At 73.4% G+C, this 14,533-nt stretch carries 13 protein-coding genes; 8 read left to right on the top strand and 5 right to left on the bottom strand.

Annotated features, from left to right (window positions below):
- The first annotated feature begins 89 nt into the window (after positions 1 to 89).
- Together OIE51_RS02590 and OIE51_RS02585 are read left to right on the top strand one after the other, a co-directional pair.
- The gene (locus OIE51_RS02590) at positions 90 to 1,004 is read left to right on the top strand and encodes a Rieske (2Fe-2S) protein (RefSeq protein ID WP_326595190.1); all 915 of its coding nucleotides are present in this window, start codon (positions 90 to 92) and stop codon (positions 1,002 to 1,004) included.
- A 56-nt stretch (positions 1,005 to 1,060) separates the two neighbouring features.
- Complete coding sequence (locus OIE51_RS02585) at positions 1,061 to 1,558, top strand: MSMEG_6728 family protein (protein WP_326595189.1); 498 nt, start codon at positions 1,061 to 1,063, stop codon at positions 1,556 to 1,558.
- 15 nt (positions 1,559 to 1,573) lie between these two features.
- Here OIE51_RS02585 and OIE51_RS02580 read toward each other — a convergent pair whose 3' ends face one another.
- The 5 genes from OIE51_RS02580 to OIE51_RS02560 all read right to left on the bottom strand — a co-directional run bounded on the left by OIE51_RS02580 (position 1,574) and on the right by OIE51_RS02560 (position 6,664).
- The gene (locus tag OIE51_RS02580; protein ID WP_326595187.1) at positions 1,574 to 1,732 is read right to left on the bottom strand and encodes a hypothetical protein; all 159 of its coding nucleotides are present in this window, start codon (positions 1,730 to 1,732) and stop codon (positions 1,574 to 1,576) included.
- Positions 1,733 to 1,828: 96 nt separating this feature from the next.
- A complete protein-coding gene (locus OIE51_RS02575; RefSeq protein ID WP_326595186.1) occupies positions 1,829 to 3,598 on the bottom strand; it encodes an SDR family oxidoreductase in 1,770 nt (589 codons plus the stop codon).
- Positions 3,595 to 4,500, bottom strand: coding sequence for a M24 family metallopeptidase (locus OIE51_RS02570; protein ID WP_326595185.1), 906 nt, complete (start codon positions 4,498 to 4,500; stop codon positions 3,595 to 3,597). Before OIE51_RS02570 ends, OIE51_RS02575 begins: the two co-directional genes overlap by 4 nt.
- 126 nt (positions 4,501 to 4,626) lie before the next feature.
- Entirely contained in the window at positions 4,627 to 5,703 is a 1,077-nt protein-coding gene (locus OIE51_RS02565) for a PDR/VanB family oxidoreductase (RefSeq protein WP_326595183.1), read from the bottom strand.
- 52 nt (positions 5,704 to 5,755) lie between these two features.
- Positions 5,756 to 6,664: a metal-dependent hydrolase gene (locus tag OIE51_RS02560; protein ID WP_326595182.1), complete on the bottom strand. Its 909-nt coding sequence runs from the start codon at positions 6,662 to 6,664 to the stop codon at positions 5,756 to 5,758.
- An 81-nt stretch (positions 6,665 to 6,745) separates the two neighbouring features.
- Between OIE51_RS02560 and OIE51_RS02555 the strand changes: the two genes are divergently transcribed.
- From OIE51_RS02555 to OIE51_RS02530, 6 genes are all read left to right on the top strand, one after another.
- The gene (locus tag OIE51_RS02555) at positions 6,746 to 7,381 is read left to right on the top strand and encodes a TetR/AcrR family transcriptional regulator (protein WP_326595180.1); all 636 of its coding nucleotides are present in this window, start codon (positions 6,746 to 6,748) and stop codon (positions 7,379 to 7,381) included.
- A 119-nt stretch (positions 7,382 to 7,500) separates the two neighbouring features.
- Entirely contained in the window at positions 7,501 to 8,166 is a 666-nt protein-coding gene (locus OIE51_RS02550; RefSeq protein ID WP_326595178.1) for an AAA family ATPase, read from the top strand.
- A gap of 885 nt (positions 8,167 to 9,051) precedes the next feature.
- Positions 9,052 to 10,881, top strand: coding sequence for an AfsR/SARP family transcriptional regulator (locus tag OIE51_RS02545; protein ID WP_326595176.1), 1,830 nt, complete (start codon positions 9,052 to 9,054; stop codon positions 10,879 to 10,881).
- Between the two features lie 191 nt (positions 10,882 to 11,072).
- Positions 11,073 to 12,638 (top strand): MFS transporter, encoded by a 1,566-nt coding sequence (locus tag OIE51_RS02540; protein ID WP_326595175.1) that lies wholly within the window; start codon positions 11,073 to 11,075, stop codon positions 12,636 to 12,638.
- Positions 12,639 to 12,737: 99 nt separating this feature from the next.
- Complete coding sequence (locus OIE51_RS02535; protein ID WP_326595174.1) at positions 12,738 to 13,316, top strand: TetR/AcrR family transcriptional regulator; 579 nt, start codon at positions 12,738 to 12,740, stop codon at positions 13,314 to 13,316.
- Positions 13,317 to 13,369: 53 nt separating this feature from the next.
- The gene (locus OIE51_RS02530; RefSeq protein WP_326595172.1) at positions 13,370 to 14,377 is read left to right on the top strand and encodes an MBL fold metallo-hydrolase; all 1,008 of its coding nucleotides are present in this window, start codon (positions 13,370 to 13,372) and stop codon (positions 14,375 to 14,377) included.
- Positions 14,378 to 14,533: the final 156 nt, after the last annotated feature.

The following is a 14,533-nucleotide window of genomic DNA, read 5'->3' as shown; positions in this document are numbered from 1 at the left end:
CCACCCCGACCTCCGCCCCCCGACGGCCCATCGGCCGTCGGGGGGCTTCGCGCTTGCGCGGGTGCCGGTGGGGCACTGGACTGGACGGCATGACCTTCTTCGACAGACTCCACGGGCTGCTGCCCGAACCCGGCCGCCCCGGACGGGTGCTGGCCGCCATGGACCGGCTGGAGGGGACGCGGTGGGCCGACTCCCTGCTGGGCCCGCTGCGCGGCGCGGTCCGCACCACCCTGCCCGAGGGCGCCCGGGACGTCCTGCACGGCACCTGGCTCGGGCACCCCGTGCACCCGCTGATGGTCCAGGTGCCGATCGGGACGTGGATGTCCGCCGCCATCCTGGACCTGCTGCCCGGGCACCGCGGCGGCGCGGGCGTCCTGGTGGCCGTCGGGCTGGCCGCCGCGCTCCCGGCCGCGCTGGCGGGCCTGGCCGACTGGGCCGAGCTGCGCAAGCCGCAGATGCGGGTCGGGCTGCTGCACGCCGCGACCAACACCGCCGCCGTCGCCCTCTACGCCGCGTCGCTGTCCGCCCGGCTGCGGGGTCGGCGGCTGGCAGGTCGCGGCCTGGGCTTCGCCGGCCTCGCCACCGTGAGCGTTGGCGGCGCGCTCGGCGGCCACCTCGCCTACCGGCAGGCCGCGGGCGCCAACCACGGCGACTCGGTGGCCGCCGCCATGGAGCCGGGCTGGCATCCGCTGGGCGGGCTCGACGAGTTCCCCGTCGGGGTCCCCGTCCGGCACCTGCTGCGCGACATCCCGGTCCTGGTGTACCGGGAACCGGGGGAGACGCCGCGGGTGCTCGCCGACCGGTGCGCCCACATGGGCGGCCCGCTGTCCGAGGGCACGATCGAGGACGGCTGCGTACGGTGCCCCTGGCACGGCAGCGCCTTCCGTCTGACCGACGGCTGGAACGTCCACGGCCCGGCCACCGCGCCGCAGCCCGCGTTCGAGTGCCGGGTGACGGACGGCCGGGTGGAGGCCCGCCTCCCGGCGGAGGAGAAGGAGATCTGACCGCCCCGCCCGCCCTCCGGCGGCGCGGGGGGTGGATCGGCGGTAGACAGAGGGCTGTGCAGACGTTTCTCCCCTATCCCGACTTCGCCCGGTCCGCCGGGGTGCTGGATGTGCGGCGGCTGGGCAAGCAGCGGGTCGAGGCGTTGCAGGTGCTGCGCGGGCTCACCGTGCCGGGATACGGGTGGCGGCACCATCCGGCCGTCCGGATGTGGGCGGGGTACGAGGAGGCGCTGGTCCGGTACGGCCTGGAGATGTGCCGCGTGTGGGTGGTCGGCGGGCGGCGGGACACCTGCGCGGTGTCGCTGGCCGCCGACTTCGCGGCCCTCGGCGCCCGGCGCCGGATCCGCCGCCAGGAGCGGCTGGCGGCCGGCGGGGACGTGCCGCCCTGGCTGGGCGACGAGGCGTTCCACCGCGGCCACCAGTCGGCGCTGGTGCGCAAGGACCCGGCCTTCTACACCGAGCGTTTCCCCGGTGTGCCGGACGATCTGCCCTACGTGTGGCCCGTGTCCGACCGCGCGGGACACACTCCGCGCGGCCTCGACGGCGTCACCTGACGCCCCGGGGCCCCTTCAGGCCGCGGGGGCCGCCCGGCCGCCCACTGCACCGACGTCGCGGTGCCGCGGCCCGCTCGCGGTCCAGGCGATGACCTGGGCGCGGGCGTGCGCGGTTCCGCCGTGCTGCGGGATTCTGGTGATGGTCAGCGGTACGTCCCGCGTCGTGCTCAGCATCGAGGGCTCCAGCGGCGAGTCGGTGGTCGCGGTCGGGTCGCGGTCGGGTCGCGGTCGGGTCCTGGCCCGGTCGGGAGAAGGAGCGGGGCACGAGGGTCAGCGCGGGAAGCGGGCCGCCTTGCGCAGCAGGCCGGGGGAGACGCGGCTGACCAGGCGCCCGACCCTGGCCTCCGGCGTGACCGGGACGACCGCCCGGTTGCTCCGCACGGCGCGCAGGATCTGGGCGGCGACCTTCTCCGGCGGGTAGTTCCGCCGGGAGTAGGCGTCGGTGGCCCGCCGGCGCCGCTCGTCCTGCTCCTCGGCGCCCAGCCCGGAGAACGTGGTGGTCCGCGTGATGTCGGTCTTGATCACGCCGGGGCAGATCGCGCTCACGCCGATGCCCGCGCCGGCCACCTCGGCCCGCAGGCAGTCGGAGAGCATCACGACGGCGGCCTTGCTGGTGGCGTACGCGGCCAGCGCCCGGGACGGCAGATAGGCGGCGGCCGAGGCGACGTTGACGATGTGCCCGCCCTCGTTCCGTTCGGTCAGCAGGGCGCCGAAGGCGCGGCAGCCGTGGATGACCCCCCAGAGGTTGACGTCGAGGACGCGCCGCCATTCCTTCTCGGTCGTCTCCAGGAACGAACCGGCGTGGCCGACGCCCGCGTTGTTGACCACGATGTCCGGGACGCCGTGTCCGGCCGCCACCTCGGCGGCGAAGGCGTCCACCGCGGCGCCGTCGGAGACGTCCACGCGGTACGCGCTCGCCTCGGCACCCAGCAGCCGGGCCAGCGCGGCCGTGCGCTCGGCGGCCTCCGCGTCGATGTCGCAGACCACCACATCCGCGCCCTGCTCGGCGAAGGCCAGCGCGGTGGCCCGCCCGATGCCGCTGCCCGCGCCGGTGACGACGGCGAGCTGCCCGGTGAACGGCCGCTCGGCGTCCGCCTCCCGCCTGCGGCGCGCGCGGTCGAGCTGCGGCGCGGCGGGCGTGCCCTCGTGGTGCCCGACGAACTCGCGGACCATCCGGGCCACGGTCGTGCCCTTGCCCAGCAGCGCGGACCAGTGGGTGGCGGGGATGGAGCGCCGCCACAGGTTCGGCACCCAGGGCGCGGCGCCCTCGGCCAGCGCGGGGCTCACGTAGTGGTCCTTGGTCAGGGTGATGAGCTGCACCGGCAGCAGCGTCGGGCGCCGGCGCGGATTGCGCAGGCGCGGCAGCATGTTGGCGCGGTAGAGCTCGATGCCGCGCACCGCGTCGCCGGCCAGGTCCGGCCGCGGGTGCCCGGGGCGCGGCCGGACGCCCTCCAGCGTCCGCAGTACCGTGCCCCAGCGCGCGGCCAGGCCGTACCGCCACACCGCGGGGGCGAGCGCGGGCACGTGGAAGGCGGCGATGTACCAGGAGTGCGCCGCCTGGTTGAGGAGCTGGACGAGGTGGCGGGGGGTGGGGTGCCGGTAGCGGTGGCGCGTCCAGTGGGCGACGTGGTCCAGGCACGGGCCGGACAGTGAGGTGTACGACGCGATGCGGCCGGGCGCGGCGCGGTCGGTGACCGCCTCCCAGGACTGGATCGAGCCCCAGTCGTGGGCGACGACGTGCACCGGGCGGCCGGGGCTGGTGGCCTCGGCCACCGCGAACAGGTCGCGGGCCAGCGCCTCCAGGGCGTAGTCGTCGCGGTGGGCGGGATGGTCGGAGCCGCCCGCGCCGCGCACGTCGTAACGGACCACGTGGTGGTCGGCGGCGAGGTCGGCCGCCACGTCGTCCCAGACCTGATGGTTGTCGGGATAGCCGTGCACGAGGAGCACGGTGGGGTGCTCGGGCTCGCCCTGTTCGTAAACGGCGAGCGAGACGTCGCCGGACGTGACCGTGCGGCGGCGCGGCGCCTCGGTGGTGTTCATCGGTCAGCCCTTCCCACGGTGTCGTCCTGGGCCGCCGCGCGGTCCCGCCAGCGGCGGACGTGCGGCAGATCGTCGTCCAGCCAGTGGGCGTCGTCCTCGGTGACCACCAGCAGCTCCTCGAACTTCAGCCCCACGTCCCGGAACCCGATGTGCGGCTCCACGGCCCACAGTCCGGGCGTGGGCGCGTGGCGCGAGGCGCGGCCGTCGGCCCACAGCGGGGAACGGCCCCGCAACCGCTCGCCGATCAGCTCGCGGCCCAGCGTCTGGAGGGTCCGCACGCCGAACCCGAACATCGTGACCCCGGCCGGTCCGCGGGCCGTGAGACGGGTGACCTGGTGGCCGATGACCCGCCCGGGATAGACGCGGTGCCGGTTGTCGTAGCCGTGCCGGGCGATGAGCGCGTCCACCGCGCCGTACACCTCGGCCAGCGGCCTGCGCCGCCGGACCTCGCGCAGGATCAGCTCCCGGTAGGCGCCCAGGTCGCGGTCGAGGGCGTTCCACACCGGGTTGTCGCCGAGCGTGCCGCCGTAGCCGATGTCGGCGGTGTAGCCGTCCACGACGGGCGCGCAGTCCAGCACGAACGGCTCGCCCTCGGCCAGCCGCCGCCCGCCGGGGAAGAACTGGAGCGGGGTCCTGAAGTGCCGGAAGGCCGTGCGGTCGCCGAACCACGCGAACGGCACGTGGAAGAAGTCCCTGACCCCGGCCGAGGTCAGCGCGCGGCGCAGCCGGGCCGCGGCCTCGCGTTCGGTGACGCCGGGCGCGAGCCAGGCGGCGACCTCCTCCGCGCAGTGGTAGGCGAGCCGCTGGACCTCGCGGAAGCGGCCGAGGTCGTGGTCGTCGAACGGGAAGGCGGGCGGGGCGGCGCGGGAACGCGACCCACGGGCGGGTGCGGACGGGCTCATCGGCGGGCCTCTTCGGTCGGGAGATGTCGGGGAGGTCGGGGGATGTCGGGGGATGTCGGGAGGTGGCGGGAGGTGGCGGGAGTGCCGGGGGAGTGGGAGCTCGGGGGATCGGGGGATCGGGGGAGGCTAGAGGTCCAGCTCCAGGCAGGCGCCCTCGGCGGCGCGGGACACGCAGACGAGCATGTCGCCCTCGGCACGCTCGCGTTCGGTGAGCCTGCGGTCGCGGTGCTCGGGGGTGCCGCCGGTCACCCGTTGCCGGCAGACTCCGCAGAAGCCCTGGCGGCAGGAGTAGGGCGTGGCGGGGTCGCGTTCGCGCAGCACGTCGAGCGCGGAGCGGTCGGCGGGCACCGGCAGCTCCTCGCCCGTGCGGCGCAGCCGCAGCGTGAACGGGCGGCCGTCGACGATCGGCGCGGGCGCGAACCGCTCGAAGTGCAGCGCGGTCGCCGGGCCGGTGTCGAGGGCCGCGCGGACGGAGTCGAGCATGGGCGCCGGCCCGCAGCAGTAGACGGCCGCGCCGGCCGGGGCGAGGGCGAGCAGCCGTTCCCCGTCGGGCACGCCGTGCTCGTCGTCGGGCAGCGTCAGCACCCGGCCCGGGTGCCGCTCGGCCAACTCGGCGACGCGCGCCGCGAACGGCAGGGAGGCGCGGGTGCGGCCGGTGTGGACCAGACGCCAGTCCAGACCGCGCCGGATCGCCTCGGCGGCCATCGGCAGGATCGGGGTGATGCCGATCCCGCCCGCGATCAGCAGCACGGCGGGCTCGGCGGCGAACGGGAAGGCGTTGCGCGGCCCGCGCACGGTCAGCCGCGTGTCCACCGGCAGGTCCCGGTGCACCTCGGCCGAGCCGCCGCCGCCCGTGTCGACGCGGCGGACCGCGATCCGGTAGGCATGGCGGTCGGCCGGGTCCCCGCACAGCGAGTACTGCCGGGTGCGGCCGGAGGGCAGCCGCAGATCCAGGTGGGCGCCGGGCTGCCAGCGGGGCAGCTCGCCGCCGTCGGGCGCGGCCAGCAGCAGCGAGACGACGTCCTCGGCGACGCTCTCGCGGGCGGCCACCACCAGGTCGAGCGGCGGCACGGGGCGGGGACGCGCGTACCGGTCCGTCTTGGTGGCGGTGGGCAGATAGGCGTCCACCAGCCGGGTCAGGAAGCGCAGGTAGCGGTCGCCGCGTCGTCGGCCGTAGAGGTCCGGCGGCAGGATGCTGCTCATGTGCGTGACGTCCTCGGGTCGTGCGCCGGCCGCGGGAGGGTGGCCGTCGGTGTCAGTGGGCGGCGGCGCGGGCCGCGGGGGAGGTGCCGAGGTAGGCCACGGCCTGTTGGGTGGAGCCCTCCTGCGTGGGGTGGTAATCGCGGCGCAGATAGCGTCCGGCGGAGATGAGGATGCGGCCGCCTCCGGGCAGCAGGCCGCGCCGGGCGGCGGCGGCGTAGTCGCGCCAGCGGGGCCGGGCGCCGGGGCCGAGCCCGGGATCGGCGGCCATCAGGTAGCGGGTGCCGCGTATCCAGAGCTGGACCATGACCGGCCCGGTGACGACCATGGTGCGCACGCGGCGCGCGTACCGCGGGTCCAGGTGCTGGAGCAGGTCGTAGGCGACGCTGCGGTGCTCGACCTCCTCGGCGCCGTGCCAGCGCAGCAGGTCGAGCATGGTGGGGTCGGCGCCCGCCCGGTCGAGGCCGTCGGCGTTGAGCACCCAGTCGCCGAGGAAGGCGGTGAAGTGCTCGATCGCGGCTATGACCGCCACCCGCTCCAGCAGGTGCTCGCGCGACCGGACGGGGGACAGGCCGGGCCGCGCGCCGAGGATGCGGTGGAAGAGGTATTCGACCTGCCGGACGTAGGGGAGCGGGTCGAGTCCCTTGGCCAGGAGGTGGTCCTGGACGCCCTGGTGGGCCTCGGCGTGGATGGCCTCCTGCCCGATGAACCCGAGGACGTCGTCCCGCAGGCCCTCGTCGGTGATCAGCGGCAGCGCCTCCCGGAAGGTCCGGACGAACCAGCGCTCGCCCTCGGGGAGCAGCAGGTGCAGCACGTTGAGCACGTGGGTCGCCATCGGCTCGCCGGGGACCCAGTGCATGGGCAGCCGGGACCAGTCGAAGCGGACGTCCCTGGGGTGCAGCACCAGATGGTCGTGCTCCTCCCGCGTCGCCCGGGCCTTCCTGGTCGGCGGTGTCTCCGGCATGGTGGCCTCCTCCGTTGGAGTCCCTTATTGAGAGTTACTCAACAGTAAAGGCTGTTGGTGTGAAGTCAATAGGATGGACGCATGCCTCAAGCAAGTGGTGCCCGGCTGTCCCCGGTGGAGCGGAAGGCCCAGATCCTCGCCGCCGCCCGCGTCCTTCTGGAGGAGCGGGAGCTGGACACCCTCTCGGTCGACTCCATCGCCCGGGAGGCGGGCGTCTCGCCCGGCCTGCTCTTCCACTACTTCGGATCGCTGCGCAAGCTGCGCGGCGCGATCGTCCAGTCCGTGGCGGAGGAGCTGCTCGACCACGTCGCTCCCGACCCCGCGCTCAGCGCCGAGGAGCAACTACGCAACGGCATCGGCGCGTTCATCGATCAGGTGGCACTCCGTCCCTCCGTCTACCTGGCAGTCGTGCGCCTCACCCACAGCGATCCGGAGATGCGCCGGCTGCACGGCTCGGTGCGGGCCGCGTTCGTCGACTGGATCATGACGGGCCTGACCGCCGCCGGGGCGCCGCGCTCGCCGGCCCTGGCCCTGACGGTCAAGGGCTGGCAGGCGTACATGGAGGAGGTCGTGACGAGCTGGCTGGACCACCGGGCGCTGAGCCGGACCGAGCTGGTCGACCTGTGCGAGCGGAGCTGCTACCAGCTCGTCGCCGCCGCGCTGGGCGACGCGGACCTGTGGGCGCGGGTGCGGGAGCGCCTCGGCGTGCGGCCGTGAACCGGCGCCCCTCGGGCGCTGACATTCAACTGCTCACGTCGGTCGGGCCGTTGCGTGTGGCATGCCCGGCCGTTACGGTGAGTCGCGTCCGCGTGCGCCTTTTTCCGGGGGGAGACAGCATGACGTGGCGCAACGCTGCCGGGACGCCGGCGGGCACCTGTGGCTCCCGCCTGGCCCCGAGTCCCCTGGTCTTCGACCTGCGCGGGTCGGCGGCGGACGGCGGGCGGCTGGAGCTGCGCTGGCCGGCCGGCCACCGGGTCGTCGTCTCCGGGCTCCCCGGCAGTGGCAAGTCCACGCTGATGCGGCGGGCCGCGGCGGCCGTCCCGGGCTCCGCGCTGATCAGGATCGACTCCCAGGACACGCGGGAGCGCTGGGCCCGCCGGCTGCCCGGCTGGGTCCCGTACGCGGTCTACCGGCCCGCCGTCCGCCTCGCCCACTACGCGCGCCTGGGCCGCGCGCTGCGCTCCTCGGCCGGCGTCATCGTGCACGACTGCGGGCGCACGGCCTGGGTGCGCCGCTGGCTCGGCTGGGACGCCCGACGCCGGGGGCGGCAGCTGCACCTGGTCGTGCTGGACGTGCCCGCCGGCACCGCGCTGGCCGGGCAGCGCACGCGCGGCCGGACCGTGTCCGGGTACGTGTTCGAACGGCACCGGCGCGCGGTGGCCCGGCTGGTCGCGCAGGTGGCCGCCGGGCGGCTGCCCGACGGCTGCGCCTCGGCCGCGCTGCTGGACCGGGCGGCGGCCGGAGCGTTGCGCGACATCGGCTTCGGCTTCGGCGACGGGTGATCCCTGGCTGCTGGGCCGCGCCGGTGAGGGAACCCGCGCGGCGCACGGCGTGGAAGGTGCGCGGAGCCGCGGCGCCGGGGGCTCCGCGCGCGGTGCGGTGGGGTGTCCGAGCGGCGAAATTCGGCCACGTGACGCCGTGCGGCGGGCGGATGTGAGTCGTGGCCACGCTCCGGGAGCGTGCCGCGGCCCGGTCGTACGGGTCGGACGCGCGGCGATCTCCGACAGGTCCTGTCCACCGTTTGGTCACGATGGCGCCCGCCGTCCGCCGCGGGGCGGGTGTCGTCGCCCGGCGGTGCCCGCCGCCCACCGATCCCGCCGGGAGACCCGTGTGTCGCACTGTCGGCCATGGGACAACTTCCTTATTCGCCATGGAAGTTCGATGCCCCGACTGAGCACGAAGGGTCGGCCGGGCGCTCCGCCGTCCCGCATTCCGGCCGACGGCGAAACCAACGGATGGCGGCGAGAAGAATCAATGAGATAGAGGATTCACGGCGGAGCGCTCGGGGCAGGGCTAGAGGCCGCCGTATTGCAAGAGTCGCATACCGCCCTTTTATGTCGCGGCTCTTGTGAAGAAGGCGGCCGTCCGTCTCCACGTCTCCCCACGCGCTGGAAAGGGCACAAGGGCCGGTCCTCCGCCCGTGAAGGTCCAGGCTGCCGCGCTGCCGACGGGAATCGGTCAGGTCTGTCCAAGCTCTGGAGTCCCTCTTACTGAACTATCAATCAGATGCTTATCCTTCTGGCTGCGTGCGTCGAGTTGTGAACGGAATTTTGAGAGGGGGGCTTCGCGTGTCGGACATGGCAGTGAATCTCTTAGACGGAAGCCGAGCTCTTGCGCTACACCTGTTGGGCCCGGTCCGGGCGTGGCGAGGCATGGCGGAGGTGACCGTGGGACCGCCGAAGCAACGGGCGGTTCTGGCATTGCTCGCCGGGCACGCCGGGAGTGTGGTGACCCCGGGCCAGATCGTGGACGCGCTCTGGGGAAGTGACGCGCCGCTGACCGCGATCAACGGGGTCCACACCTATGTCGCGGGCCTGCGCCGGGTCCTGGAGCCGGATCGCAGTAGGCGGGATCCCGCCCGGGTGCTCGTGTCGAGCGCCGGCGGGTACCTGCTGCGGCTGCCGCCGGAGACGGTGGACGCCGTGGCGTTCGAGCGCGGTTGCGAGCAGGCGCGCCGGCTCACGGCGGAGCGGGACCGCGTCGGCGCGTGCGCGCAGTACGCGACGTCACTGGGCCTCTGGCGGGGGGAAGCGCTCGCCGGTATACCGGGTCCCTACGCGATGCTGGAGCGCACCAGGCTCAACGAGATCCGTTTCGCCGCGGTGGAGGAATGGATCGCTCTCCTCGTCGGCGCCGGACGGAGCGAGGAGGCCGTCGTCGCGGCGTCCGACGCGGTCGCCCAGGAGCCGCTGCGGGAGAAGCTGTGGTATCTGCTCATGCTGGGCCTCCACCGGTGCGGTCGTCAGGCCCACGCGCTACGCGCGTACCGGGACGCCCGGCGGCTGTTCAGCGAGGAACTGGGCATCGAACCGGGTCCCGAACTGCGCGTCTTGCACGCGCGGATCCTGGCCGGGGGGCCGGCGGACGACGTGCCGGCGCGGCGGGCGGCGAAGGGACCGGAGACCGCGTCACCGCCGGCTCCGGGGAGCGGAGGCCGGGAGCTGCGGACGCTGATCCCCAAACAGCTTCCTTCCCGGGCGGGGGTGTTCGTCGGCCGGGGGGACGAGCTGCGGTATGTCCGCCGGCTGCTCACCCAGGGCAGTCCGCGGCGGGGCCGGGCGACCCCGATTCTGGCCATCGACGGCGCCGCCGGCGTGGGCAAGAGCGCGTTCGCGCTCGAATTGGCCCACGAGTCGCTCGACCAGTTCCCCGACGGCCAGCTCTACGCCGACCTGTCCGGAACCTGCTCCCGGCGGAGGCCGTTGAGCGCGTGCGAGGGGCTGGGGCTGCTGCTGCGCGGCCTCGGTGTCGAGGAGCCGGACCTGCCCGCCGATCTCGAAGGCCGTTCCGCGCTGTACCGCAGTCTGCTGCACGGCAGGCGGATGCTCGTCCTGCTGGACGACGCGGTGGACGCGAACCAGCTTCGGCCCATGATCCCGCAGGGGCCGACCTGCGTGATCATCACCAGCCGCTGGCGCCAGGAGGGGCTGGTCGTCCGGGAGGGCGCGCACCGGATCGAGGTGGGACCACTGGACCTGGACACCTCGGTCGACCTCTTCACCACCCTGCTCGGCCGGGAGCGCTGTGCCGGGCAGCGGGCGGCCGTCGAGCGGCTGGCCGAGCTCTGCGGACGGCTGCCGCTGGCCATGCGGATCGCCGCGGGATCGCTCAGCGGCGACCCGTATCTGCGGATCGACCGGCTGGTCGGGCAGTACGAGGACCCGAGCGGTCGGCTCGATCACCTGACCGTCGAGGACGACGAGGAGGTGAGCGTGCGGGGCGCGCTGTCGGCCAGTTATCGCACGCTGACGCGGGAGGCGGCCCGGCTGTTCCGGCTGCTGGGCGAGTGCCGGGACGAGGTGGTCAACGTCTCCCACGTCGTCCGCATGCTCGATACCGAGCCGTCCACGGCCGACCGATGTCTGCGCCTGCTGGTCGACCGCCGGCTCCTGGAACGGATCGGCCCCGGCCTGTTCCGCATGAACGAGCTGGTCCGGATCTTCGCGTCGGAAGTCGCGGCGGCCGAGGATTTCGCCTCGCACCCGTGCTCGACCTGACACCGTCCCGGAGCGTGACGGCACTCGGCGCGGCAGACGTCGTGGGGTGATCCGTCGTTGGGCATGACACGGTCCTCCCACTCAACTGGCTGAATCCGCACCCCCCCTGTCGGGGTGGAGGGTGTGGGTGACGGACGGATGTGTTTTGATACGGGGCAGTCTCGTATCGAAAACTCGAGTGGGAGCGACCTGTGCCCAAACCTGACATCTGGGAAGATCCGAAGCGCTGGTGGGCGCTCGGCATCCTCGTCGTCTGCGTCCTCGTCAACGGGCTGGACACGACGATCCTGTACGTGGCCATGCCGGAGCTCGTGGAGGCACTGGGCGCCTCCAACTCCGAACTGCAGTGGTTCCACAACGCCTACCTGCTGGTCTTCGCCGGCCTGATGCTGCCCTTCGGCGCCCTCGCCGACCGCATCGGGCGCAAGCGGTTGCTGCTGGCGGGCCTGGCCGTCTTCGGTCTCGCCTCGGCCTACGCCATGGCCGTGAACAGCCCGGAGGAGCTGATCCTCGGCCGCGCGCTCATGGGGCTCGGAGCCGCGATCGTGACACCGGTCTCGCTCGCCATGCTGCCCGTGCTCTTCCCCCCGCACGAGCGCGCGCGGGCCCTGGTGATCTGGTCGGCGGGAGTGGCCCTGGGGCTGCCCATCGGCCCGCTGACCGGCGGCTGGCTGCTGGAGAACTTCTGGTGGGGATCGGTGTTCCTCATCAACATCCCGATCCTGCTGGCCGCTCTGGTCGGTGGTGCGTTCCTGTTCCCCGAGCGCAGGGAGCAGCACGAGCATCCGTTCGACTGGCTGGGTGCCGCGCTCTCGGTCGTGGGCCTGGGGTCCCTCACCTACGCCCTGACCCAGGCGCCGGAGGAGGGCTGGCTGAGCGGGGCCACGCTGGGCACCGCCGCACTGGGGCTGGTGGCGCTGGCGCTCTTCGTCGTGCGCGAGCGGAGCATCGCGCATCCCGTGCTGGACGTCTCGTCGTTCCGGAGCCGGCACCTCGGCGCGGCCGTCGTGGCGCTGCTGGTGGTGCACTTCGCCATGACCGGCTTCCTGTTCATGCTCAGCCCCTACCTCCAGTCCGTGCTGGACAACACCTCGTTCGGCACCGGAGTGCGGATGCTGCCCGTCGTGGTGGCGGTCATCGTCGGCGCGGGCACGGCCGAGCGGCTGGCTCCCAGGGTGGGGGCGCGCGGCCCCGTGGTCACGGGGCTGGTGCTGATGGCCGCGGGTCTGCTGATCTTCTCCCTCACGGGCCCCGAGTCGACCGATCTCCTGGTGGCCGCATGCCAGGTGCCACTCGGTCTCGGTATCGGCCTCACCCTCGCCCTCGCGATGCACACCGCCCTGTCCACGGCGCCGGACGAGAAGTCCGGTGAGGCGTCCGGGATGGTCAGTGCCTTCCGTCAGGTCGGTGGCGTCATCGGGGTGGCCGTCCTGGGCAGCGTCGTGAGCACGGCCTACCGGGACGACATGGAACCGGTCGTCGCCGGGCTTCCCGAGGAGGCCGCCGATGCCGCGCGGGACAACGTCTCGGGCGCCGTGCAGGTCGGCGGACACCTGGGCGAGGAGGGACGGAGCATCGTGGCCGCGGCACGCGATATCTATGTCGACAGCATGGATCTCGCGCTCGTCGGGGGCGCCGTCGTGGTCTTCGCCCTGGCGGCGGTGGTGTTCGCCTACATGCCCAGGAGTGCGCCGGGGGTGCCCGCGCTTGTTCCCGTCCCGCCGCCTGCTCGTCGGGAGGGGGAGCCCGTAGTATGAGTCTTCAGGATCCCGCCTGAGCGAGTCGGCGCGCATAGCGGAGGGTTGGCGGTAGAGATGCAGGACGTCCACAGGAATCGTCAGCAGACCGAACGACGGATGGGACGTCCCCGCAGCGCCAAGGCGGAGAGCGCGATCCTGCGCGCGACGGTCTCGTTGTTGGGTGAGTCCGGCTTTCAGGGGCTGACCATGGATCAGGTCGCGCGGCGGGCGGGTGTCGGCCGGGCGACCGTCTATCGGCGCTGGAAGTCCAAGGAAGAAATGATCATCAGCGCGCTCGATACGCTGATGGCCGACTTCGACGTCGCCGAGACCGGTGATCTCCGCCACGACCTGCTCGCCATGACCCGATGGCTCCGGGACGGTCTCCTGAACGCCCCGGAGGGACGGCTCCTGCCGCATCTGGCGGTCCAGGCCATCAGAGATCCCGACTTCCCCTCCAGCCACATGGACACCTGGGTCTGCCCCTGGCGCGACGCCGCGGAAGCCGTACTGGTCCGCGGGCGCCACGCCGGGGAGGTCCGTGAAGATGTCAACCTCACCGGCGTCGTCGACATGCTGGCCGGCGTGGTGATCCTCCGTCTCTTCCTCGGACAGGGACGACCGCTGCTGGACGATCAGATCATGGAGATGATCGACATCGTGCTCGACGGCGCCCTGGTCCACGATCAGGAGTAGGCACACGTTCCGGCCGGGCGCCGGGACGTGTGCCGCCCGGAAGGAGTCCTTCGATGACATCAGCGGCACGCTCTCCGCTCACCGATCCCCGGCCGCTCGGTGAGATCCGGGAGTGGCCCGCCTCCTTCGCGGACCGCTTGACCGCACCGCTGCCGGGAGCGGGCGACTTCCTCCGCCTGCTGTGGAGGGGGCAGCGGCTCCGGCCCTCCGGCGAGGCGCTCGCCGAGATCGCTGAACTCCCTTACAAGCCAGGGCCGTTACCCGATCCGGGGCCCGGCGGCATCGGTCTTGCCTGGGCCGGCCACGCCAGTTGGGTGGTGTATGTCGGCGGGCTGACCGTCCTGACCGACCCGGTGTGGTCGCGCCGGATCCCCGGCACCCCGCGGCGGGTCACCCCGGTCGGCATCCGCTGGGAGGATCTCCCGGCCATCGACGCCGTCGTCATCAGCCATGACCACTACGACCATCTCGACGCTCCCACCCTGGAGCGGTTGCCCCGCCACACCCCGCTGTTCGTGCCCGCGGGACTCGCCCGCTGGGCCCGCCGCCGGCGGTTCACGCATGTCACCGAGCTCGACTGGTGGGAAGCCGTGGAGCTGGAGGGCGAAGCCGGCCCGGTCCGGTTCGATTTCGTGCCCTCGCACCACTGGAGCCGGCGCGGTCTCCTGGACACCTGCCGCAGCCTGTGGGGCGGCTGGATCCTGACCGCACCGGACGGCCGGCGGATCTACTTCGCCGGCGACACCGGCCACGGCCACTGGTTCGGGGAGATCGGCCGGCGCTACCCCGGGATCGACCTCGCCCTGCTGCCGATCGGCGCCTACGAGCCGCGCTGGATGCTGGCTCCGGTCCACACCACCCCCGAGGAGGCCGTCCAGGCATGCGAGGCCGTCGGGGCCCGGATCATGGTGCCGATGCACTGGGCCACTTTCCTGCTGTCCGCCGAGGCGCCGCTCGAACCCCTGCGCCGGGTCCGCGCCGCCTGGGCGAAGACGGGCCGGCCGCGCGAGGACCTCTGGGACCTGCCGGTGGGCGCGTCCCGCGTCCGGGAAAGGAACTGACGCCGGCGGATGGCGTGATCCGGTGGCGCCATCGGTTCTGGTGCCCCATTAAACCGTCAGCCCTTTCCGGAACGGAAAATCCACCCGAGGACCCTCGTACAGGTCGTATATAGACTCTCTCCAGTTGGGCTGATGCAGACTTCCCCATGCGTTCCG

Origin of the sequence: Streptomyces sp. NBC_01803, from assembly GCF_035917415.1 — a bacterium.
In the GTDB taxonomy this organism is placed as follows: domain Bacteria; phylum Actinomycetota; class Actinomycetes; order Streptomycetales; family Streptomycetaceae; genus Streptomyces.
The sequence above is the reverse complement of the archived record's forward strand: the minus strand, read 5'-3'. Positions and strand labels throughout refer to the sequence as shown.

What these genes read in the sequence shown, in the direction of transcription:
- OIE51_RS02560 (WP_326595182.1), bottom strand. Translation starts at nt 6,664, where the DNA reads ATGCCGGAGACACCGCCGACCAGGAAGGCCCGGGCGACGCGGGAGGAG.
- OIE51_RS02590 (WP_326595190.1), top strand. Translation starts at nt 90, where the DNA reads ATGACCTTCTTCGACAGACTCCACGGGCTGCTGCCCGAACCCGGCCGC.
- OIE51_RS02565 (WP_326595183.1), bottom strand. Translation starts at nt 5,703, where the DNA reads ATGAGCAGCATCCTGCCGCCGGACCTCTACGGCCGACGACGCGGCGAC.
- OIE51_RS02550 (WP_326595178.1), top strand. Translation starts at nt 7,501, where the DNA reads ATGACGTGGCGCAACGCTGCCGGGACGCCGGCGGGCACCTGTGGCTCC.
- OIE51_RS02555 (WP_326595180.1), top strand. Translation starts at nt 6,746, where the DNA reads ATGCCTCAAGCAAGTGGTGCCCGGCTGTCCCCGGTGGAGCGGAAGGCC.
- OIE51_RS02580 (WP_326595187.1), bottom strand. Translation starts at nt 1,732, where the DNA reads ATGCTGAGCACGACGCGGGACGTACCGCTGACCATCACCAGAATCCCG.
- OIE51_RS02530 (WP_326595172.1), top strand. Translation starts at nt 13,370, where the DNA reads ATGACATCAGCGGCACGCTCTCCGCTCACCGATCCCCGGCCGCTCGGT.
- OIE51_RS02535 (WP_326595174.1), top strand. Translation starts at nt 12,738, where the DNA reads ATGGGACGTCCCCGCAGCGCCAAGGCGGAGAGCGCGATCCTGCGCGCG.
- OIE51_RS02575 (WP_326595186.1), bottom strand. Translation starts at nt 3,598, where the DNA reads ATGAACACCACCGAGGCGCCGCGCCGCCGCACGGTCACGTCCGGCGAC.
- OIE51_RS02570 (WP_326595185.1), bottom strand. Translation starts at nt 4,500, where the DNA reads ATGAGCCCGTCCGCACCCGCCCGTGGGTCGCGTTCCCGCGCCGCCCCG.